This window comes from Cellulomonas fimi, assembly GCF_012952065.1.
Classification (GTDB): Bacteria; Actinomycetota; Actinomycetes; order Actinomycetales; family Cellulomonadaceae; genus Pengzhenrongella; species Pengzhenrongella fimi_A.
On the sequence record NZ_JABCJJ010000002.1, the window covers coordinates 22,216 to 42,675 of the forward strand.

General features: G+C 74.6%; 16 protein-coding genes. 7 read left to right on the forward strand and 9 right to left on the reverse strand.

The window, feature by feature from the left end; all coding sequences use genetic code 11:
* Positions 1-90: 90 nt before the first annotated feature.
* Both HIR71_RS01695 and HIR71_RS01700 read left to right on the forward strand, forming a co-directional pair.
* A complete protein-coding gene (locus tag HIR71_RS01695; RefSeq protein ID WP_311836019.1) occupies positions 91-990 on the forward strand; it encodes an SURF1 family protein in 900 nt (299 codons plus the stop codon).
* Positions 978-1,790 (forward strand): alpha/beta fold hydrolase, encoded by an 813-nt coding sequence (locus HIR71_RS01700; protein ID WP_169322887.1) that lies wholly within the window; start codon positions 978-980, stop codon positions 1,788-1,790. The genes HIR71_RS01695 and HIR71_RS01700 overlap by 13 nt, the downstream gene beginning before the upstream one ends.
* Here the strand turns inward: HIR71_RS01700 and arfB are convergent.
* The 3 genes from arfB to HIR71_RS01715 form a co-directional block, all read right to left on the reverse strand.
* Positions 1,756-2,184: an alternative ribosome rescue aminoacyl-tRNA hydrolase ArfB gene (arfB, locus tag HIR71_RS01705; RefSeq protein WP_169322888.1), complete on the reverse strand. Its 429-nt coding sequence runs from the start codon at positions 2,182-2,184 to the stop codon at positions 1,756-1,758. The genes HIR71_RS01700 and arfB overlap by 35 nt on opposite strands.
* Before the next feature lie 166 nt (positions 2,185-2,350).
* Positions 2,351-4,084, reverse strand: a complete 1,734-nt coding sequence (locus HIR71_RS01710) for an ABC transporter ATP-binding protein (protein WP_169322889.1) — start codon at positions 4,082-4,084, stop codon at positions 2,351-2,353.
* Positions 4,081-5,874: an ABC transporter ATP-binding protein gene (locus HIR71_RS01715; RefSeq protein ID WP_169322890.1), complete on the reverse strand. Its 1,794-nt coding sequence runs from the start codon at positions 5,872-5,874 to the stop codon at positions 4,081-4,083. Before HIR71_RS01715 ends, HIR71_RS01710 begins: the two co-directional genes overlap by 4 nt.
* A gap of 303 nt (positions 5,875-6,177) precedes the next feature.
* Between HIR71_RS01715 and HIR71_RS17315 the strand changes: the two genes are divergently transcribed.
* The 4 genes from HIR71_RS17315 to HIR71_RS01735 all read left to right on the forward strand — a co-directional run bounded on the left by HIR71_RS17315 (position 6,178) and on the right by HIR71_RS01735 (position 13,343).
* Positions 6,178-6,675 (forward strand): DUF3817 domain-containing protein, encoded by a 498-nt coding sequence (locus tag HIR71_RS17315; RefSeq protein WP_169322891.1) that lies wholly within the window; start codon positions 6,178-6,180, stop codon positions 6,673-6,675.
* Between the two features lie 79 nt (positions 6,676-6,754).
* Positions 6,755-8,338 (forward strand): glutamine-hydrolyzing GMP synthase, encoded by a 1,584-nt coding sequence (gene guaA, locus HIR71_RS01725; protein WP_311836020.1) that lies wholly within the window; start codon positions 6,755-6,757, stop codon positions 8,336-8,338.
* Positions 8,339-8,418: 80 nt separating this feature from the next.
* Positions 8,419-9,279, forward strand: coding sequence for an XdhC family protein (locus HIR71_RS01730; protein ID WP_169322892.1), 861 nt, complete (start codon positions 8,419-8,421; stop codon positions 9,277-9,279).
* A complete protein-coding gene (locus HIR71_RS01735) occupies positions 9,276-13,343 on the forward strand; it encodes a molybdopterin cofactor-binding domain-containing protein (protein ID WP_169322893.1) in 4,068 nt (1,355 codons plus the stop codon). The genes HIR71_RS01730 and HIR71_RS01735 overlap by 4 nt, the downstream gene beginning before the upstream one ends.
* On the opposite strand, the gene HIR71_RS17320 is transcribed toward HIR71_RS01735, so the two are convergent.
* The 6 genes from HIR71_RS17320 to HIR71_RS01765 all read right to left on the reverse strand — a co-directional run bounded on the left by HIR71_RS17320 (position 13,336) and on the right by HIR71_RS01765 (position 19,086).
* Positions 13,336-14,814: a GGDEF domain-containing protein gene (locus HIR71_RS17320; protein ID WP_169322894.1), complete on the reverse strand. Its 1,479-nt coding sequence runs from the start codon at positions 14,812-14,814 to the stop codon at positions 13,336-13,338. The two genes, HIR71_RS01735 and HIR71_RS17320, sit on opposite strands and share 8 nt — an antisense overlap.
* Positions 14,815-14,917: 103 nt before the next feature.
* Positions 14,918-16,435, reverse strand: a complete 1,518-nt coding sequence (locus HIR71_RS01745; protein ID WP_169322895.1) for a GGDEF domain-containing protein — start codon at positions 16,433-16,435, stop codon at positions 14,918-14,920.
* A 241-nt stretch (positions 16,436-16,676) separates the two neighbouring features.
* Positions 16,677-17,222: a hypothetical protein gene (locus tag HIR71_RS01750; RefSeq protein ID WP_249051468.1), complete on the reverse strand. Its 546-nt coding sequence runs from the start codon at positions 17,220-17,222 to the stop codon at positions 16,677-16,679.
* Between the two features lie 83 nt (positions 17,223-17,305).
* Positions 17,306-17,779 carry a hypothetical protein gene (locus tag HIR71_RS01755; protein WP_169322896.1) on the reverse strand — a complete coding sequence of 158 codons (474 nt, stop codon included), beginning with the start codon at positions 17,777-17,779 and terminating at the stop codon, positions 17,306-17,308.
* An 8-nt stretch (positions 17,780-17,787) separates the two neighbouring features.
* Positions 17,788-18,279 (reverse strand): hemerythrin domain-containing protein, encoded by a 492-nt coding sequence (locus tag HIR71_RS01760; protein WP_169322897.1) that lies wholly within the window; start codon positions 18,277-18,279, stop codon positions 17,788-17,790.
* Positions 18,280-18,387: 108 nt separating this feature from the next.
* Positions 18,388-19,086 (reverse strand): helix-turn-helix transcriptional regulator, encoded by a 699-nt coding sequence (locus tag HIR71_RS01765; protein ID WP_169322898.1) that lies wholly within the window; start codon positions 19,084-19,086, stop codon positions 18,388-18,390.
* 118 nt (positions 19,087-19,204) lie between these two features.
* On the opposite strand from HIR71_RS01765, the gene HIR71_RS17325 reads away from it, so the two are divergent.
* A complete protein-coding gene (locus tag HIR71_RS17325; RefSeq protein WP_169322899.1) occupies positions 19,205-20,377 on the forward strand; it encodes a glycosyltransferase family 4 protein in 1,173 nt (390 codons plus the stop codon).
* Positions 20,378-20,460: the final 83 nt, after the last annotated feature.

Genomic DNA, 20,460 nt, shown 5'->3' on the forward strand with positions numbered 1-20,460 from the left:
TCGCACCCTTCCTGGCCGCAGCACCCTTCCTGTCCGCAGCACCTGCCTGCCCCGTCCCGTCCCGGCCTGCGGGGCGGGTAACGTGCTGGGGTGTCCGACCCCGCGCCCGTGCCCGATCCCGCTCCCGCGGACCTCCCGCGTCGTGCGCCGACGACGATGCTCCGGGCCGCCGCGCGTCCCCGCATGATCGTGCTGCTCGTGCTGCTCCTCGGTGCCGCGGCGGTCTGCGCGCGGCTCGGGGTCTGGCAGCTCGACCGTGCGCAGCTGCGCGGTGAGCAGGCCGAGCGCGTCGCGGTGGCGGAGCGCGAGCAGGCGCCGCCAGCCGCCCTCGGCGACGTGCTCGCGCCGCAGGCCTCGTTCTCCGGTGACCTGGTCGGCGAGCGCGTCGAGGTCGAGGGGCGCTACGAGCCGGAGGGCCAGCTGCTGGTGCCCGAGCGCGCGCTCGACGGCCGCACGGGGTACCTCGTGCTGACGCCGCTGCGGGTGTCCGGCTCGGGGGGTGACGCAGGGTGGACCGGGCCCGTCCCGGTGCTGCCGGTGGCGCGCGGCTGGGTCGCCGATGCCGCGGATCCCGCAGCGCTCGCCGTGCCCGACGGCGCGGTGCGGCTCACGGGGTACCTCCAGGTCTCGGAGGCATCCGGCAGCGGCGACGACGTGCCGGGTCAGACGGAGGCGATCAGCTCGGCCGAGCTGGTCAACCGCTGGGGCGGCCCGATCTACACGGGCTACCTGGTGCTCGCGAGCTCGGAACCGGCGCAGCCGGCGGGCGTCGCGCTGCTCCCGCCGCCCACGCTCGGCGGCGGCTCGGGGCTCAACGTGCAGAACCTCGCGTACGCCGCGCAGTGGTGGATCTTCGGCGCGTTCGCAGTGTTGCTGTGGCTTCGACTGGTCAAGGACGAGGCGGCGGGTGACGTGCCGGAGGACGAGGCGGGCGAGCCGGCCGTCCCGGACCGCGTCGACGCGAGCAGCGAGGTGCCGTGGAGCCGCTGACGGTCCACCGGTTCGGGAGCCCGGACGCCCCTCCGGTCCTCCTGGTGCACGGGCTGACCGAGGCCGGGACGACCTGGCCCGACCTCGTGCACCACTGGGGTGATCGGTGGGACGTCCACGCCCCCGACCTCCGTGGTCACGGGCGCTCGCCGCGCTTCTCCGAGTGCGAGATCGCAGCCGCACCCGCCGTGCTTCTCGCAGACGTCGTCGCGCTCGTCGACGCGCTGCCCGGGCCGGTCGCGCTCGTCGGGCACTCCCTCGGTGGCCTCCTCGCGATGCGTGCCGCGCTGGCGCGACCCGAGAAGGTGTGGGCACTCGTCCTGGAAGACCCCGCCAAGCCCACCGGTGACCTCCTCGCCCCGGCGTTCGTCGCGGCGACCGAAGAGTTCCTGGACGCGATGGCTGACGTCGCCGGGTCCGCCGAGCGGATGCTGCCGGAGACGGCCTGGAGCCGTGCGGAGATCGAGGCCTGGGCGGACTGCAAGCCGCTGGTCGACCGCGCGTACGTCCGGCATGGCCTGCATCTCGGCGACGCCGCGTGGGAAGAGCTGTTCGACGTACTCACGATGCCGACGCTCCTGGTGGTGCCGCCCTCGTCCGAGATGGCGCCTCGCGTGGAGGACCTGCGCAACGACCTGGTCCGCACCGTCGTCGTCCCGGACTCCGGCCACTGCGTCCGGCGGGACCAACCGGCTCGGTTCCACCAGGTCGTCGACGACTTCCTCAGCGAGCACGAGCGGCCGCGCGACGGCGTGCTCGCCCGGATCAGGGCGCCGGGGGTCGGCGCCGCTGGGCCTTGACCTGACGCCGCCGCCGCTCGGCGTCGGTGCGTCGCGCACGCGAGGCACGGCTCGGCCGGGTGGCCCGGCGGGGCGGGCCCGGAGGGGCGAGCGCCGAGTCGAGCAGCGCGGTGAAGCGTGCGAGCGCCGCCTCACGGTTCCGCAGCTGCGACCGGTGCTCGGACGCCGTCACCGTCAGCACGCCGTCGACCAGCCGGGACGCGAGCCGGTCGAGTGCCCGGTCGCGCAGCTCGGGAGGCAGGGCGTCGGTCCGTGCGAGGTCCCAGCGCAGCTCGACGCGTGAGTCGGCCGTGTTGACCGACTGTCCGCCGGGACCGCCCGAGCGCGAGAATCGCCAGGCGAGCTCGTCGTCGGGCACGACGACGCCGGCTCTCAGTGTCACCGGCCCGAACATGGCCCCAGCATCCCGGCGGCGCGCCGGGATCTCCACCTGATTCCACTCGTGCGCGGCCGGCCAGTTCGCTGGTGAGGTGTCCAGGTCGCTGGTCCCGACCAGCGAGCTCGAGCACGGACCAGCGAACTCGCGCCTCGGGTTCGCGGGGCCCGCCCGGGGCCGGCCGTCAGTCGCGCTGCCAGCTGTGCCAGAGGTCCGCGTAGTCGCCGCCGGCGTGCACGAGCTCGTCGTGGGTGCCGATCTCGGTGATCCGGCCGTCCTCCACGACGGCGACGCGGTCGGCGTCGTGCGCCGTGTGCAGACGGTGCGCGATCGCGACCACGGTGCGGCCCTCGAGCACCGCGGAGAGCGACCGCTCGAGGTGACGGGCCGCGCGCGGGTCGAGCAGGGAGGTCGCCTCGTCGAGCACCAGGGTGTGCGGGTCCAGCAGCACGAGGCGCGCGAGCGCGACCTGCTGCGCCTGCGCCGGCGTGAGGACGGCCCCGCCCGAGCCGACGGCGGTCTGGAGCCCGTCGGGGAGCGCGCTGACCCAGGCCCACGCGTCGACCGCGGCGAGGGCGCGCGCCAGCTCGTCGTCGTCGGCCTCGACCCGCGCCAGGCGCAGGTTGTCGGCGAGGGTGCCCACGAAGACGTGGTGCTCCTGCGTGACGAGCGCGACGTGGCCGCGCAGCTCGTCGAGGGGCAGCTCGACGAGCGGGACGCCGCCCACCGTGACCGTGCCTCCCGTGGGCGGGTGGATGCCCGCGAGCATGCGTCCGAGCGTCGACTTGCCGGCCCCCGACGGGCCGACGACCGCCAGCCGCTCGCCGACCGCGAGGTCGAGGTCCACGCCGTGCAGCACGTCATGGCCCGGCCGGTAGGCGTAGCGGACCTGACGCGCCTCGACGTGCTCGTCGCCGGGGCGAGCCGTCCCCGCGGTGCGGTCGGGCGGCACCGCCGCCACACCGATGATGCGCGCGAGCGACGTGGCGCCGACCTGGATCTCGTCGAGCCAGAAGATCAGCTCGCTGGTCGGCTGGATGACCTGGAGGGCGTACAGCGCGATCGTGGTCACCGCCCCGACGGTCGCGGTGCCCGAGTCGACCAGGAAGGCACCCCAGGCCAGCACCGCGACGACCGGCAGGAGGAACGCCGCGTCGATCGAGGGGAACAGCACGGTCCGCAGCCGGAGCGTGAACGACTCGGCGGCGAACGCCTCGCGCAGGTCGGTGTCGACCCGCGCGCGCCGACGCGCCCCGATCCCGAGCGCGTCGACCGTCCGGGCTCCCTCGACCGACTCGGTGATCGTCCCGTTCAGCGTCGCGTACGCGGCCGACTCCCGCTGGTAGGCCGGGCCCGCCCGACGCAGGTACCACCGCGTGACAGGCACGAGCAGCGGCACCCCGGCGAGCAGCGCGAGCGCGACCGGCGCGTTCGTGAGCAGGGCCGCGACCACGGTCAGGACGATCGTCGTGGTGGCGACGAGGATCCGCGGCACGCCGAACCGGATCGTGTACTGGACCCGGTCGATGTCGTTCGTCGTGCGACCCAGCAGGTCGCCCGTCCCGGCACGCTCGACCGTCGAGAGCGGGAGCCGAGTCACCGTCTCGACGAACTCCTCGCGCAGCTCCGCGAATACCGTCTCGCCGAGCACCATGGCGCTGCGCTGGGCGTACCGGATCAGCCCCGTCTGGGCGACCACCGCCACGACCAGGGCGAGGACCGTCCGGTCCACCGCGCTCGTCGTCGTCCCGCGCACGACGGCGTCCACGAGCCGCCCGAGCAGCCACGGCCCGGCCAGCCCGGCGGTCGCGGCGAGCGTGTGCAGCACCACGACCGTCGCGAGCCCGGAGCGGTGCCGCCGGAGCAGCGCGGCGGTGTGCTGCCGCAGTGCCGTGGCGTCGGCGATCGGCAGCCTCATGCCGACACCTCCTCGGGTGCCGGCTCGGCCACCGCCCGCGAGACGATCGCGCGGTAGGCGCGCCCGGCGTCGTCGTCGGCGTCGAGCAGCTCGGCGTGCGAGCCGGTCGCCCGCACCCGCCCAGCCTGGACGAGCGCGACCTCGTCGGCGGCCTCGAGCAGGGGCGGGCTGGCGGTGACCAGCACGGTGGTGCGGCCGCGACGCTCGGCGGTCAGCCGGGTCGCGATGCGAGCCTCGGTGTGGGCGTCGACCGCACTCGTCGGCTCGACCAGCACGAGGACCTCGGCCTCGGTGAGCAGGGCGCGCGCGAGCGCGACGCGCTGGCGCTGGCCGCCCGAGAGCGACCGGCCCTTCTCGGCGATCTCCCCCTCCAGACCGCCGGGGACCGACTCGAGCACGTCGCCCGCGTCGGCGGTCCGGAGCGCAGCGAGGAGCTCGTCCTCGGTCGCGCGGCCGCGCACGTCGAGCTCCTCCGCGAGCGTCCCGGTGAACAGGTGTGGCGTCGACTCGGCGACCACGATGCGCTCGCGGACCTCGGCGAGGTCGATCGCCGACAGCGGCGCGCCTCCCCAGCTGACCTCGCGCTCGGCGGCGTCCCCGGCCGCGCCGCCCCCGGCGCGGGGCGCGTCGAAGCGCCCGAGGCGGGCAGCGATGCGGGCGGTCTCGTCGGGATCCGCGCTGACCAGGGCGAGCAGGCGACCGGGCCGGACGACGACGCCGCTCGGCGGGTCGGTCAGCTCGGCGCCCGGGGCCGGGGCGGGGACCGGCGTGCGGGTCGTGGCCTCGCCGGCCGTGACCGTGTCCGGCACCGCGAGGACCTTGATGATCTTGCGGGCGCCGATGTACGCGCGGGTCATGATGCGCATCGCCTCGGTCGCGGTCCACAGCGGCTGGGTGAGGAACGCGGCGAACCCGTAGAACGCGACGAGCTGACCGGGCGTGATGTCCCCGGCGAGGGCCAGGCGCGCGCCGAACCAGACCACGACGGCGAGGAACAGGCCGGGGAGCAACGTCTGGAGCGCATCGAGCAGCGACTGCGTCTGGGCCACGCGGACCCCGGCGTGCCGGACGGCCTGCGACTGGGCGCGGTACCGGCGCGAGAACACCTCCTCGCCGCCGATGCCGCGCAGGACACGCAGGCCCGAGACCGTGTCGGCGCCGAGGGTGGTCAGGCGGCCGGCGGCCTCCCGCTGGGCCGCCTGGCGCCGCTGCAGCGGCTTCACGAGCAGGGCGAGCGAGCCGGCGACGACGGGCAGCCCCACCAGGACGAGGACGCCGAGCGGCACCGACGTCCGCATGAGCACGACGGCGATGGCCGCGTAGGCGGCGACGCCACCGAGGAAGCGGGCCGCGATGGCGAACACCTCGCCCATGCGCAGCGCGTCCGACGCGACGGTCGCGACGACCTCGCCGGTCGGGAGCTCCGCCGTCACCGCGTCCCCGGTGCGCGTGACGTGGTGGCCGATCTCCTGCGAGGACGCGAAGGCGGCGCGGAGCCAGTTCTCGACGTCGAGGCGGTGGCCCACGACGTTGGCGACGATCTGCACGGCGCCGACGGCGACCAGCAGCAGGCAGCCGGTCCAGAGCGTGCGCGAGAGCCCGCCGTCGAGCCCGTCGTCGACGATCCGACCGATGACGAGCGGCAGGAAGGCGCCCGCGACGTTGCCCACGACCCCGACCGCGAGCGCGGCGACGAGGAGCCCGGCCTGGGCGCGCGCGTGCCACCACAGGTAGGCGAGCGGCGACGTCAGCGGCGGGGAGCCGGGCTGCGGGAGGGGGAGGGGACGCACCCGTCCACGCTAAGCCTGACCTCCGACACGGACCGAACGAATATCAGGCGCGGCGACCGGGACGAGTCGACGTGTCAGACCGTGCGCGGGCCGGGGCGCGCGCTGCGCCTGACACGGTGGGTCGGCAGCGCAGGCGGAGTCGACGTGTCAGACCGTGCGCGGGCCGGGGCGCGCGCTGCGCCTGACACGGTGGTGGGACGAGCGTCGGGTCGGGTCGTCAGAGCTGGGTGAGGACCGGGGCTCACGTGGTTCTGACACGTCCGCGAGCGCTCGTGTGGTTGCGGGATGGGGGATGATCGAGGCATGTCCGTCAGCTCCAACCGCCCTCCGTCCGCGCGGCCGTCGTCCGCGACCGGCTCGTCCGCGACCGGCTCGTCCGCGACCGGCTCGTCCACGACCGGCTCGTCCGCAGCCTCGTCCGCGGCCGGCTCGCCCGCGGGAACTGCCCCCGTGGCGGCCGCGCCCCCCGTCCGGGAGCCCGAGAAGGCGCTCGCCGCGCTCAAGCGCTACCGCGTGATGGCGTGGGTGACCGGGGTGATGCTGCTGATCCTCAGTGCCGAGATGCTCCTCAAGTACGCGGTCGGCGCGAGCGACGACGTCATGCGCTGGATCGAGTGGATCCCGTTCGCGCACGGCTGGATCTACGTCGTCTACCTCGTGACGGTGCTCGACCTGTGGTCGAAGATGCGGTGGGGCTTCGGCCGGCTCGTCGTGATGGTGCTCGGCGGCGTCGTGCCCGTGATGTCGTTCCTGGTCGAGCGCCGGGTCCACGCCGACGCCGAGACGCGCCTCAGCCGCTGACCCGCTGACCCGCTGACCCGCTGACCCGCTGACCCCGCCGACCCGCGGGCACCGACCGCCGGGTGACTACCCTGGACCGGTGACCCCACCCGCCGCACCGCCGCCCCACCGCCCGGTCGTCGTCGTCGACTTCGGCGCCCAGTACGCCCAGCTGATCGCCCGACGGGTGCGCGAGGCGAACGTGTACTCGGAGATCGTCCCCCACACCGCGACGGTCGACCAGATCCTCGCGAGGAAGCCCGCCGCGATCATCCTGTCCGGCGGCCCGTCGAGCGTGTACGCCGAGGACGCACCCACGGTCGACCCCGCGCTGTTCGAGGCCGGCGTGCCGGTGCTCGGCATCTGCTACGGCTTCCAGGCCATGGCCCGCGCGCTCGGCGGGACGGTCGCGCGCACGGGCAGGAGCGAGTACGGCGGCACGTCGGTCGCCGTCGCGCACGCGGGCGAGCTGCTCCAGGGTTCCCCGGCGCAGCAGGGGGTGTGGATGAGCCACGGCGACGCGGTGCACGAGGCGCCCGAGGGCTTCGAGGTGCTGGCCACCTCGCCCGGCTCCCCGGTGGCGGCCTTCGAGGACCGCGACCGCCGGCTCTACGGCATGCAGTGGCACCCCGAGGTCAAGCACTCGCCGATGGGTCAGCGCGCGCTGGAGAACTTCCTGTACGACGGCGCGAGGGTGCGTCCCGACTGGAACCCCGGCAACGTCATCGCGGACCAGGTCGCGGCGATCCGGGCGCAGGTCGGCGACGCGCGCGTGATCTGCGGCCTCTCGGGCGGCGTGGACTCCTCCGTCGCGGCCGCGCTCGTGCAGCGGGCCGTCGGGGACCAGCTGACCTGCGTCTTCGTCGACCACGGGCTGCTGCGTGCGGGCGAGGCGGAGCAGGTCGAGACCGACTTCGTCGCGGCGACCGGCGTGCAGCTCAAGGTCGTGGACGCGCGCGAGCGGTTCCTCACCGCGCTCGCCGGCGTGAGCGACCCCGAGACCAAGCGCAAGATCATCGGCCGCGAGTTCATCCGCGTATTCGAGCAGGCCGCGCGCGAGGTGGTCGAGGACGCGGGCGAGCACGGCGCCGAGGTGAAGTTCCTGGTGCAGGGGACGCTGTACCCGGACGTCGTCGAGTCGGGCGGCGGCGAGGGCGCCGCGAACATCAAGAGCCACCACAACGTGGGCGGGCTCCCGGACGACCTGCAGTTCTCGCTCGTCGAGCCGCTGCGCACGCTGTTCAAGGACGAGGTGCGGGCGGTCGGGCTCGAGCTCGGGGTGCCGGAGTCGATCGTCTGGCGCCAGCCGTTCCCCGGACCGGGGCTCGGCATCCGCATCGTCGGCGAGGTCACGGCCGAGCGCCTCGAGGTGCTCCGCGCCGCCGACTCCATCGCGCGGGCCGAGCTCACGCGCGCGGGCCTCGACCGGGAGATCTGGCAGTGCCCGGTCGTGCTGCTCGGCGACGTGCGCTCGGTCGGCGTCCAGGGCGACGGCCGCACCTACGGCCACCCGATCGTGCTGCGCCCGGTCAGCTCCGAGGACGCGATGACGGCCGACTGGACGCGCCTGCCCTACGAGGTGCTCGCGACCATCTCGACCCGGATCACCAACGAGGTGCCCGAGGTCAACCGGGTGGTCCTCGACGTGACGAGCAAACCGCCGGGCACCATCGAGTGGGAGTGAGCCGCGCGTCCTGCGCGTGGGGGTGAGTCGCCCGGCTGACCATGGTCAATCCGCGACGTCGCTCGTACAGTCGCAGGACGATGCCGAAGCTGGTGCTCCTCACGCTGCAGGCGCCTCCCCTGCGGGAGCTGCCGGTGCCCACCCGCGCGACCACGGCGGGCGTCCTGCAGGCCGCTGCGGACCGCGCCGCGACCGGCGTCCGGGGGGCGCTCGCGACCGTGATCGGGCGCCACGGGTCGACGCCGGGCACCCCGGGTCAGAAGCTCTACCTCGCCGCGGACGGCACGTGCGTCGGCACGGTCGGCGGGGGAGCGGTCGAGCGGGCCGTGCTCGAGGCGCTGGGCGCGATGCTCGCCGCGATGGGCACGGAGGCGGGCACGGGCGTGGGCGCCGCGAAGCACGAGGTCCGCACCTTCGAGCTCGGCCCCGAGCTGGGCATGTGCTGCGGCGGGAGGCTGGACGTCATGCTCGAGCCCGTGGTCGGCGTCGTGCCCTGCCTCGTGGTCGGGGGCGGCCACGTCGCGACCGAGCTCGCCCCGATGCTCGCCCGCCTGGGGTTCGACGTCACGGTCGTCGACTCGCGCGAGGCCTGGGCCGCGCCCGACCGCCTCGCGGGCGTGCACACCGCCGTCGGGCCCGTCGAGGAGGTCGGCGGTCCGGTCGACCCGGCGGGCGTCTGCCTGGTGATGACGCACGACCACGCGCTCGACCAGAAGGCGATCGAGTGGGCGCTGCGCCGGGGCTTCGCGTTCGTCGGGGCGGTGGGCAGCCGGGCCAAGGCCGCGCGCACCCGCTACCGGCTCGAGGCGGCCGGGTTCCCGGCGGAGGACCTGGCCCGCGTGCGGATGCCGCTCGGGGTCGACGTCGGGGCTCGCCTCCCCGAGGAGATCGCGGTCTCGATCGCGGCCGAGATGGTCGCATGGAAGCGAGGGAAGGCATGACGTCGACGATCGGGTCGGTCCCGTCCACCGAGGGTGGCGGCGCAACGGCGGAGCCCGAGCGGGAACCACGGGCGGCGGAGGCGGCCGAGGCCACCGGGCCGTCGTCGTCGTTCCAGCTCGTGCTCAACGGCGAGCCGGTGGCGGTCGAGGGCGTCGAGCCGCAGACGTCGCTGCTCACGTGGCTGCGCGCGACCGGGCGCACGGGCGCCAAGGAGGGCTGCGCGGAGGGTGACTGCGGTGCGTGCACCGTCACGATGCTCACCACCGACGCCCACGGGAGGCCGACGTTCCGCGCGGTCAACTCGTGCCTGGTCCTCATGCCGATGACAGCGGGCCGCGAGATCGTCACGGTCGAGGGGGTCGCCGCCGACGCCGACCTCCACCCGGTCCAGCGCGCGATGTGCGCGCGCTACGGCTCGCAGTGCGGCTACTGCACCCCCGGGTTCGTGATGTCGATGACCGAGGCGTACTACCGCGACGACCTCGTCGCCGGGTGCACCGCCGACGACGCCGCCGACCACACCGCCGACGACGCCGCCGACCACACCGCCGACCACACCGCCGACGACGCCGCAACGACCTCCGCGCGGACGCGAGCGCAGGTCGTGGACCAGCTCACGGGCAACCTCTGCCGCTGCACCGGGTACCGCCCGATCCGGGACGCCATGCTCGACGCCCTCGCGGAGAGGTCGACGACCACGGCGGCGCCGGACCCGCTGCGCGACCGCCTCGCCGACCCCCCGCCCCCGCTCGCCCCGCTGTCCTACGAGGCGCACGGCCACCGGTTCGAGCGACCGACCACGCTGGCCGCCCTGCTCGCGCGCAAGGCCGAGCTCGGCGCCGAGGCGGAGCTCGTGGCGGGCGCGACCGAGACCGGAGTCTCGATCAACAAGCTCGGGACCGACCACCCGTTGCTCGTCTCGGTCGAGGGCGTCACCGAGCTCGCGGAGATCGAGGAGCTGCCGCACGAGTGGCGTGTCGGTGGCGCGGCGACGCTGACGGCGGTCGAGGACCGCCTCGGACCGGAGTACCCGATGCTCGCCCGGATGCTGCGGCTGTTCGCGTCGCGCCAGATCCGCAGCCGCGCCACCGTCGCGGGGAACCTCGTCACGGCGGCACCCATCGGCGACCTCGCTCCGGTGCTGCTCGCGCTCGACGCCGAGATCGTGCTCGAGCGCCAGGGCGGCTCGCGCGCGCTGCCCCTCGCCGACTTCTTCCTCGGCTACCGCACCACCGCGATCGAGCCCCACGAGATCGTGCGGTACGTCGTCGTGCCCCGAGCGTCGCTGGCGGACGGCACCGTGCGGCGGGCGGACTCGTCGAAGATCTCCAAGCGCCGCGACATGGCCACCTCGATCGTCGCGGGCGCGTTCGTGGTCGACACCGACGCGAGCGGCACGGTGACGCGAGCCCGGATCGCGTACGGCGGCGTGGCCGCGACGCCGGTGCGGGCCCGGCGCACCGAGGAGCACCTCGTCGGCCGGCCCTGGAGTGAGGACACGCTCGCGGGTGCGCTCGAGGCGCTCGGAGGAGACGTCAGCCCGATCGACGACCACCGCGGCGGCGCCGCCTATCGCCGCGACCTGGTCGCGGGCATGCTCACGAGCTTCTTCCACGACGGCGTCGGGGCGGCGCAGGGCCTCCCGGACGACTTCGAGCCGACCGCGCCCTGGCCGCGCGACGACGAGGGGCGCGGTCTCGACCACGAGAGCGCGCGCGGCCACGTGACCGGCCGCGCGCTCTACGTGGACGACGTCGCGCGCCGTCGGCCCATGCTCGACGCCTGGCCCGTCGCCAGCCCGCACGCCCACGCTCGTGTGGTGAGCATCGACACCGCACAGGCGCTGCGCGAGCCGGGCGTCGTCGCGGTCCTCACGGCGGCCGACGTGCCGGGCAGCAACCTCATCGGTCCGGTCCGGCACGACGAGACGCTGTTCGCGGACCCGGACGCCGAGTACGTCGGCCACCTGGTCGCGCTCGTGGTCGGCACGGACGTGCGCGCGTGCCGCCGCGCGGCCGAGAAGGTGGCCGTCGAGTACGAGCCGCTGCCCGCGGTGCTGGGCATCCGCGCGGCGCTCGAGCAGAACGCGTTCCTCACCACGCCCCACGTGATCCGACGGGGCGACTGCGAGGAGGCGCTCCGGGCCAGCCCCCACGTGCTCGACGGCGAGCTCGAGATCGGCGGTCAGGACCACTTCTCGCTCGAGACCCACGCGGCGTGGGCCGAGGTCGGGGGCGACGGCGAGGTCCATGTCGCGTCCTCCACGCAGCACCCGGCCGAGGTCCAGGAGTCGGTCGCGCGCGTGCTCGGCCTGCCGCGCAACCTCGTGACGGTCGAGTCGCCGCGCATGGGCGGCGCGTTCGGCGGCAAGGAGACGCAGGCCGCGGGCTGGGCCGCGCTCGTCGCGCTCGCCGCCGCGCGCACGGGCCGGCCGGTCCGGCTGCAGCTCGACCGCGACGTGGACATGCGGATGACCGGCAAACGGCACCCGTTCCTCGCGCGCTACTCGGTCGGGTTCGACGACGACGGACGGCTGCACGCGGTCCGCGCGGCCCTGTGGTCGGACGGCGGGTGGAGCCTCGACCTCTCGGAGTCGATCCTCGACCGCGCGCTGTTCCACCTCGACAACTGCACGTACATCCCCGCGGTCGAGATCACCGGGCGGGTCGCGCGCACCAACGTCGCGTCCAACACCGCGTTCCGGGGGTTCGGCGGGCCGCAGGGGATGATCGTGATCGAGGAGATCCTCGACCGCGTCGCGCGGAAGCTGGGCCTGGCGCCCGAGGTGGTCCGCGAGCGCAACCTCTACCGCGGCACGGGCGAGACCAACACGACGCACTACGGCCAGGACCTCCTCGACGACCGCATCCCCGTGATCTGGGACCGGCTCATGGCGTCGACCGACTTCGCGGCACGACGGCGCGACGTGGCCGAGCACAACGCGCGCCACCCGCACCTCAAGCGGGGCATCGCGATCACCGCGGTCAAGTTCGGCATCTCGTTCACGGCGTCGTGGCTCAACCAGGCGGGCGCGTACGTGCTCGTCTACCGCGACGGCACCGTCCAGGTGAACCACGGCGGCACCGAGATGGGCCAGGGCCTCTACACGAAGGTCCGGGGCATCGCGATGCGCGAGCTCGGGCTGCCGGTGGGCGCCGTCCGGGTCATGTCGACGCGCACCGACAAGGTGCCCAACACGTCCGCGACCGCCGCGTCGAGCGGCTCCGACCTCAACGGGCAGGCGGTCAAGGACGCCTGCGTCACGCTGCGCGGGCGGCTGGCCCCCGTCGCCGCGCACCTCCTCGCGCTCGCGAGCGCGGCCGCCACGCGCGACGGCGCCCCGGCCGGCGCAGCGGGCGGCGCCTCGGGCGCGCCGCCCGGACCGACGGTCCCGACGGGGTCCGTGGTGTTCCGCGACGGGCACGTCAGCACGCCGCAGGCCCCGGGGATCACGATCCCGTTCGCGGTCGTCGTCGAGGAGGCGTACCTCCAGCAGCTCCCGCTCTTCGCGGCCGGCTACTACGCGACCCCCGGCATCGGCTACGACAAGGTGGCCGGGCGCGGGCGCCCGTTCCACTACTACGCGCACGGCGCCGCGGTGACCGAGGTCGAGGTCGACGGGCTCACGGGTGCCGAGCGGGTGCTGGCGGTCGACATCCTCCACGACGTCGGCGACACCCTGAACCACGGCATCGACCGGGGCCAGATCGAGGGGGGCTTCATCCAGGGCATGGGCTACCTCACGGGCGAGGAGCTGCGCTGGGACGACGCCGGCGCCCTCCTCACGCACGCGGCCGGCACCTACCAGATCCCGTCGATCGGCGACGTGCCCCCACGGTTCGACGTGACGCTGCTGCCCGACGTCCCGCAGGACGGCGTCATCCACGGGTCCAAGGCGGTGGGGGAGCCGCCGCTCATGCTCGCGATCAGCGTGCGCGAGGCGATCCGCGACGCGATCGCGGCGTTCGGGGAGCCGGGCGGCGAGGTGCCGCTGCCGTCGCCCGCGACGCACGAGGCGATCCTCGCGGCGGTCCGGGCCCGGACGGGCGCGGGAGTCAGATGACGGGCTCCGGAGCGCGCCGGTCGCGCACAGCGTCGCCGTAGCGGTGACGCTTGTCGGCGTACATCTGCGCGTCGGCGGCGGCGATGACGTCCTCCGTGCGCGTCGACGCGCCGGCGGCGATCTCGACGACGCCCACGGACGCGCCCGCCGAGACCATCACGCCACCGTGCACGACGGGTTGCGAGACCGCGTCGCGGATCCGCCGCACCGTTCCGGCGAGCATCGCGGCCGGGCCCTCGCAGACCACGAGGAACTCGTCGCCGCCGAGGCGCGCCGCGGCGTCGCGCGGCCCGAGGGCGCGCCCGAGCCGACGCGCCATCGAGACCAGGAGCGCGTCGCCGGCCCGGTGGCCGTGCGCGTCGTTGGCAGCCTTGAGCCCGTCGACGTCGAGGAACACGACGATCACCGGGTGGGCTCCGCGCCGACGCGCTCGGTCGAGCGCCTCGTCGAGGTGCGCCAGGACGGCGGACCGGTTCAGCAGGCCCGTGAGCTCGTCGTGGGTGACGAGCTGCGTCAGCCGGTCCTGCGCTGCGGCCTGCAGTCGGGCGAGATGGGCGATGCGCACCACGACCAGAGGAACGAGAGCCGACGTGACGAGCGCGAGCAGGAGCCAGTCCGCGTTCCCGCCGGTCGCCTCCTGGACGGCGGCGACGAGCGGGTTGACCAGCAGCACCAGACCGAGGAAGGTCAGCCGATGGGTGCCCAGCGCACCGTCGCGCGACGGCCCCGGCTCACCGAGGGCGACGCTCGACGGATGCACGAGGCCGGCCGCGAGCGCTCCGTAGCCGACGACCCACGCGAGGTCGATCGCCCGGTCACCGGAGCCGGGGTCCGGGCCTCCCAGCAGGATCCGGCCGGCGTTGCCCGCGAGCAGGGCGAGGGTCGCCACCGAGAGGTACGCCAGCGCCGGCCGCGCGGCCGGATGGGTTGCCGCGGTGCGCAGGACCATCCCGGCGATGGTGCTCATGATCATGACGATCACGAGCGCGTACGTGCGTGCGGCGGTGGTCGCCGCGGCCCGGTCGAGCGCGGGCTGGGCGATGACGGTCCACAGGACGCTCGCAGAGCCCAGGGAGACGATCGCCGCCTCGACGAGCCGGCCGCCGTCGCGCTGGAGGAACGGGCGCAGCACCAGGTACGCGGCCACGAGGAGCAGGACGTAGCCGAGCGGCAACGCGATTACGCGGAGCGGACCCTCGCCCTGCGCCGCGTCGACCGTCCCGACCGGCACGAGCGAGCCGACGGAGTTGACCAGGAGGACGAGCAGGGCGGCGAACGCGACCCACCACGCCTGGGCGGGCCGGATCCGGCGGCGAGCGAGCGTGCCCAGCACGACGGTCGCGGGCACGAGGATGGCCACGACGTGGACGGCCTCGCGGACGAGCCCGTCGGTCAGCACCGTGACGACCGCGAGCAGCGCCGCTGTCAGCGTGACGACGGCGTGCGTCGGCACGGCACTGACGGCTCTCACACCCAGGACATCGGCCGGGGCCGGCCGGAGTTGCACCCTCGGCCGGGTGATCATGACCGTCGTCGTCGTCACAGGGTGTCACAGCGTGGTCGTGGGCTGCCCGTCACCCGTCGGCGGCGGTGCCGCTGCGGTCCGGGACGGGGCCCGTGGTGGGCGACGGGGTGACCTCCGGGCCGTCGCGCCGCCGGCGGTCGACGTGGGCGCGACCGTAACGGTGCCGCTTGTCCTCGTACATGCGCGAGTCGGCAAGGGCGACGACCTCGTCGACGCCGACCGCGTCACCCGGGCCCAGCTCGACGATCCCGATCGACGCGCCCGCAGCCAGCTCGACGCCCGCGAGCCGCACCGGCTCGCCCACGACCTGCCGGACGCGCGCGACCACGTCCCGCGTCGCGTCGGGGCTGCCCTCGCACACGACGACGAACTCGTCCCCGCCCACGCGCGCCGCCACGTCGTCGACCCCGATGGCGCCTGCGAGCCGGCCGGCGACGGTCTGCAGCAGCTGGTCACCGGCGCGGTGCCCGTACCGGTCGTTGGTCGCCTTGAGCCCGTCGACGTCGAGGAACAGGACGGTCAGCCCGCGCGCGTCCGGGCGGGACAGCCGGGCGATTGCCTCGTCGAGGAAGACCAGCAGGGCGCGCCGGCTGATCAGGCCCGTGAGCTCGTCGTGCGAGACGAGGTGGGTGAGGGCCACCTGGGCGGACGCCTGCAGCCGGGCCAGGTAGGCGATCCGCACGACGACGAGCGGGACGAGCAGCAGCGTGCCGCTCAGGAGCAGCATCCAGTCGGCGCCGTCCCCGAACGCCTCCTGGGCGCTCGCGAGCAACGGGTTGAGGAGCAGGACGAACCCGAGGAGCGTCAGTCGCGCCGTGCTCAGGGTGCCGTCGCGCGACGCGCCGGGCACGCCGAGGTGCTCGCTCGACGGGTGGACCAGGGCGGCCGCCAGCGCGCCGTAGCCGAGGAGCCAGAGCAGCGCCCACGCGCCGATGGCATCGACCGGGCCCTCGATCGTGAGCACGCGACCGACGTTGCCGAGGAACGTGGCGAGCACCGCGACCGTGAGGTACACCATCGCCGGGCGGGCGGCAGGCTGCGCGACGGCGCAGCGCGCGACCATGCCGGCGATCGCCGCGAGGACGAGGAAGAGCGCGAGGCTGTACACGAGCTCGCCCGTCGGCGCGTCAGCGTCCTCGAGCGCGGGGCGGGCGACGGTGACCCAGACGAGCCCCGCGCCGACCAGCGCGAGGATCGCGGCCTCGACCAGCCGCCCGCCGTCCCGCCGGATGAAGGGCAGCAGGATGGTCGTCACGGCCCCGAGCAGGAACAGGTAGCCGACCGGCAGTGCGAGCGCCACGAGGGGCCCGCTCGGCGTCGGCCCCCCCTGCACGTCGACCTGGACGAGGAACGCGACCTGGTTCGCGCCGAGGACCACGAGGGCGCCCAGCGCCAGCCACCAGGGCAGAGCGGGGCGCACGCGACGCACGAGGAGGGTCGCGAGCACGGCGCCCGCGGGGAGCAGGATCGCCAGCGTGTGGCTGATGCCGCGCGGAACGCCATCGGTCACCAGGTTCGCGATGCACAGCCCGACCGTCACCAGCATCACGAGGACATGTCCGGGCATCGTGCGGGGACCTGTCACCGGTGGCCGTCCCGCATCGTCACGGGCCCGACGTTACCGACCCGTGTCCACAGCACGACCGGGGGCCGCGCCCCGGCCGAGCACGGCGGGACAGCGCGTGGACGTCTCATACCGACCACCATCGGCGCGCGCGTCACGCAGTTGCGGCTTTCGCGGGGTCACCATGGCGAGGCAGTCCCGGGCTGCCGAGCCCCGCAGCATCGTGTGTGCCGCCGACCGGGGGTCAACCGTGCCGTACGGCGGACAGGACCAGGCCCACCGGGATGCTGACTCCGAGCACGGCGAGGAGCGCCCGGTAGACCGCCAGGTACCACGCGTGGGTGCGCGGACGGCGGGCCGCAGCCAGGAAGTGGCAGAGCGCCGCGAAGAGCATCGCTCCGCCGGCGACCACGACGAGCACCGCCTCGGTCACGGTGCCGATCAGGACGGCGATGCCGGCGGCGTTGTAGAGCACGAGCTGCCGACCGGTGCGCGGTGCGGACGGCGGGACCGCTGCGAGCAGCGCCTGCCCCACGCCGAGCCCCGCCTGGGCCACCCCGGCGACGAGCACCAGGTAGGCAGCCATCCAGGAACCGGCGGCCAAGCCCGTAGGCCCGGTCACCGCGGCCACGAGCCCGCCCGCGACGACGGCGATCAGGCCCACGAGCACGAACCCCCGCATCGCGCGCCATCGCGGGGCAGCGATCCATGCTGGTGCTGGTGCTGGTGCTGGTGCTGGTGCTGGTGCTGGTGCTGGTGCTGGTGCGCCGCCGGGCGGCAAGTCGCTCATTCCTCGACTCCCTCGTTCGTGGCCGGTGTGGGCCGTGGCCTGCCCACCAGGGCCGTGGTAGTGCCCGACGGTCGCCGTACCGGTCAGTCCGTCGCGACCGCCACACCGACGACGACGGCGGCCAGCGTCAGCACCGCGATCGCCGAGCGCAGGACGACGGCACGGCGGGCGCCGTCGACGACTGCATCTCGCAGTCCTGGGTCGTCCGGCGAGTCGACGGCGCCACGACGCAGCCGCGTCATGGCTCGCGCCTGGACGACGCCGGCGACTGTGGCCGACGCCAGGGCGCCGACAGTGAGGGCCAGCGCCGTCATCGCAGCGTCCCACGGGTGGGTCCGCAGCAGCCACGCCCCCGTGGTGGCAACGACGACGAAGGCGGTGCCAAGCACGGCCAGGTACCTGCGCCCGAGCGCGCGGAAGAACTCCACCTGGTCGGGTGGAGCCAGGCTCGCGCGCGCCGTGCGCACCACGACGGCTGCCGCGACGAGGCCGCCGACCCATGTGGCGGCAGCCACGGAGAACGCGACCGCTGTCGCGAGGTCGAGAACCGGGGGCACGGCTCGGGTCAGTCCTCGTCCGGACCGAGCATCTCGCGGCGTCCGGCGATCAGCACCGAGACGTCCACCCCGGCACCGTTGAGTGCGGGGATCAGAACGGTCTCCTCCTTCTCCATCCGCAGGACGAACAGCATCACCAGGGCACGGGCAGACAAGGCGGCGTCCAACCCCGTCGCAGCCTGGTCGATGTGCTCGACCAGGCTGAGCAGCGATCGGTGATCGAGCTCGAGGGCGGCCACCAGGGCGTGCTCACCGGCACCCCGCGCCGCGTTGTACAGCACCATCTCCTCGGTCTGCAGATGGTCGAAGACCTCCCCGCGCAGGAAGTCGACCAGTGCTCGGCGCGCCGGCTCATGGTCTTCCCCGGCGGAGACCGCAGTGACCAGGGCGGCCTCCCGTGCGGCCAGCTCCGACCACAGACCTGCGTGGTGGCGATGGGCCGCCCCAGGGACGGAGCCGTTGTCGTCGCCACCGTCGGTCACGTGCCCGTGCTCACCCATGTGAATATTTACTGGCATGGCTGTCAATAAAGCAAGGAGCCCGCGGCCGCGGCCCAGGTCGCACGGCGCCCCGGCGGTCGTCTGGCCTCGGTCTGTCGTCGGCGCCGGTCAGTCGTCGGTGCGGGTGGCGCCCGCAGCGGTCAGATGGGCCTCGCAGCCGGCCGGGCTCGCGAACGGGACCAGGCGATCCGCGCTGACGGGTGCAGCCATGGTCTCCAGGACTCCGCGCATCAGACCCAGGTGCACCGAGCACACGACGTCCGGGTGGGCGCGGGCCACCTCGAGGAACGGGCAGTGGCGCTGCAGGATGACGACGTGCCCCTCGTCCTCGTCGGCGCAGACCTCGGGCTCGAACCCTGCCTCGACGAGCACGGCCGTCAGCCGGGCGATCGCGTCGGCACCGTTCGCCGCCTGCTCCGGGCCCGCGTCGCGCGACAGCCCCCAGGAGCGGCCCGCTTCGATCGCCACGGCTGCCGGCTCGGGGCTCGTCCGCGCCACCACCTGGGCGAGCACGTCAGCGAGCTGTCCGAAGTGACGGCGCGCGATCCCGGCGTCGGGGACCGCGTCGGCCGTGTAGGCCAGCCGTGGACGTCCCGGTACACCGCTGCGCAGGACGTGCCGCGAGGCCAGCCCGTCGCTCGCGAGGCGCTCGAGGTGGAAGCGCACCGTGTTGGGATGCAGGCCGGTGTGCCGCGCGACCTCCTCGACGTGCCATCCCTTCGGTGAGCTCCGGAGCACCGCGAGAACGCGCAGGCGCGACCCAGTTCCCGGCCGCTCCACGTCCGCGTCGACCGGATCGTGGTTCACGCGCCCATGGTCTCATCCGCCGCGTTCCTTCCCACCGCGCTCCTTCCTACCGCGCTCCGTCCACCGCGCTCCGTCCCGCCGCACGGAGCGGCTCTGCCGACGCCGCTAGCCTGTCCGGGTGCTCGTCGCCCACGTCTCCGACTGCTACCTCCCCCGGACGGGCGGGATCGAGTCCCAGGTGAGCGACCTCGCCGCCCGCCAGGCGGCCACCGGGCACGAGGTGCACGTGCTGACCGCGACCCTCGGTCCGGGCGGGGAGCGCGGCGGGGTGGTCGACGTCGAGCGCGGCGTCCACGTGCACCGCCTCGGTGCGCGGATGCCGTCCGACCTCCCGGTGAACCCGGCTCAGGCCCGCCTGATCGCGACGGCGCTGCGGGCGGTGCGTCCCGACGTCGTGCACGTGCATGCCGGGATGCTGTCGCCGTTCGCGTTCGACGGCGCCCGCGCGGCGCTGGCGCAGCGCCTGCCGGTCGCGGTCACCTGGCACTGCATGCTCGACGGCGCGGTGACCGCCCTGCGGACCGGTGCCCGGCTGACCGGGTGGGCGCGGCAGCCGCTCGCCCTGAGCGCGGTGAGCGAGATCGCGGCGGACCGCGTGGAGGCCGTCTTCGGGCGCCCGGTCGCGGTCGTGCCGAACGGGCTGGACCTGGACCGATGGGTGCCGGACGCGGCGACGGGGTCAGGGACGGATCCACGACCGGCGGGATCAAGGCCGCTCCGGCTCGTGTCGACCATGAGGCTCGCGCCGCGCAAGCGGGCCGTGCCGCTGGTCGACGCCGTGGCCGCGGCCGCCGCGCGCCTCGCTCCCGGCGCCCTGACGCTGGACCTCGTCGGCTCGGGGCCGGACCGTCGGAAGGTCGAGCGTCGGGTCGAGCGGCACGGCCTGGGCGGCGTCGTCCGGGTGCGCGGGCGTCTGCCGCGGGAAGACCTGCGGGCGATCTATTCCCGTGCCGACGTCTTTCTCGCGCCCGCCGTGCTCGAGGCTTTCGGAATAGCGGCGCTCGAGGCGAGGGTCGCTGGACTGGCGGTGGTGGCCAGGCGCCAGACCGGCATCGCGACTTTTGTCGAGCACGGGACCAACGGCCTGCTCGTGGACGACGACGAGGGTCTCGCGGACGCCGTCGTGCAACTCGCGCGCGACCGCGCGCTGCTCGGCCGGATCCGGTTGCGCAACGCCGGAAACCTCCCTGACCTGGGATGGGAGCAGGTCATGGTCGCCGCGCAGCGCGAGTACGAGCGAGCTCGCGAGCTCCGGGACGGCCGCGGCGGCGAAATCGCTGAAAATGCGTGACCAACGTCCCGGTCGATGGCTTCCGGGGTCAGGCAGTATTACCCGTGTGAACCCGAGGAGGTTCACCGGGTCTGGTGCCGCCG

Bases quoted from the DNA above. Each gene is read 5' to 3' on its own strand.
- HIR71_RS01745 (WP_169322895.1), bottom strand. From the start codon at position 16,435: ATGCCCGGACATGTCCTCGTGATGCTGGTGACGGTCGGGCTGTGCATC.
- HIR71_RS01760 (WP_169322897.1), bottom strand. From the start codon at position 18,279: ATGGGTGAGCACGGGCACGTGACCGACGGTGGCGACGACAACGGCTCC.
- HIR71_RS01750 (WP_249051468.1), bottom strand. From the start codon at position 17,222: ATGAGCGACTTGCCGCCCGGCGGCGCACCAGCACCAGCACCAGCACCA.
- HIR71_RS01710 (WP_169322889.1), bottom strand. From the start codon at position 4,084: ATGAGGCTGCCGATCGCCGACGCCACGGCACTGCGGCAGCACACCGCC.
- arfB (WP_169322888.1), bottom strand. From the start codon at position 2,184: ATGTTCGGGCCGGTGACACTGAGAGCCGGCGTCGTCGTGCCCGACGAC.
- HIR71_RS01735 (WP_169322893.1), top strand. From the start codon at position 9,276: ATGACGTCGACGATCGGGTCGGTCCCGTCCACCGAGGGTGGCGGCGCA.
- HIR71_RS17315 (WP_169322891.1), top strand. From the start codon at position 6,178: ATGTCCGTCAGCTCCAACCGCCCTCCGTCCGCGCGGCCGTCGTCCGCG.
- HIR71_RS01730 (WP_169322892.1), top strand. From the start codon at position 8,419: ATGCCGAAGCTGGTGCTCCTCACGCTGCAGGCGCCTCCCCTGCGGGAG.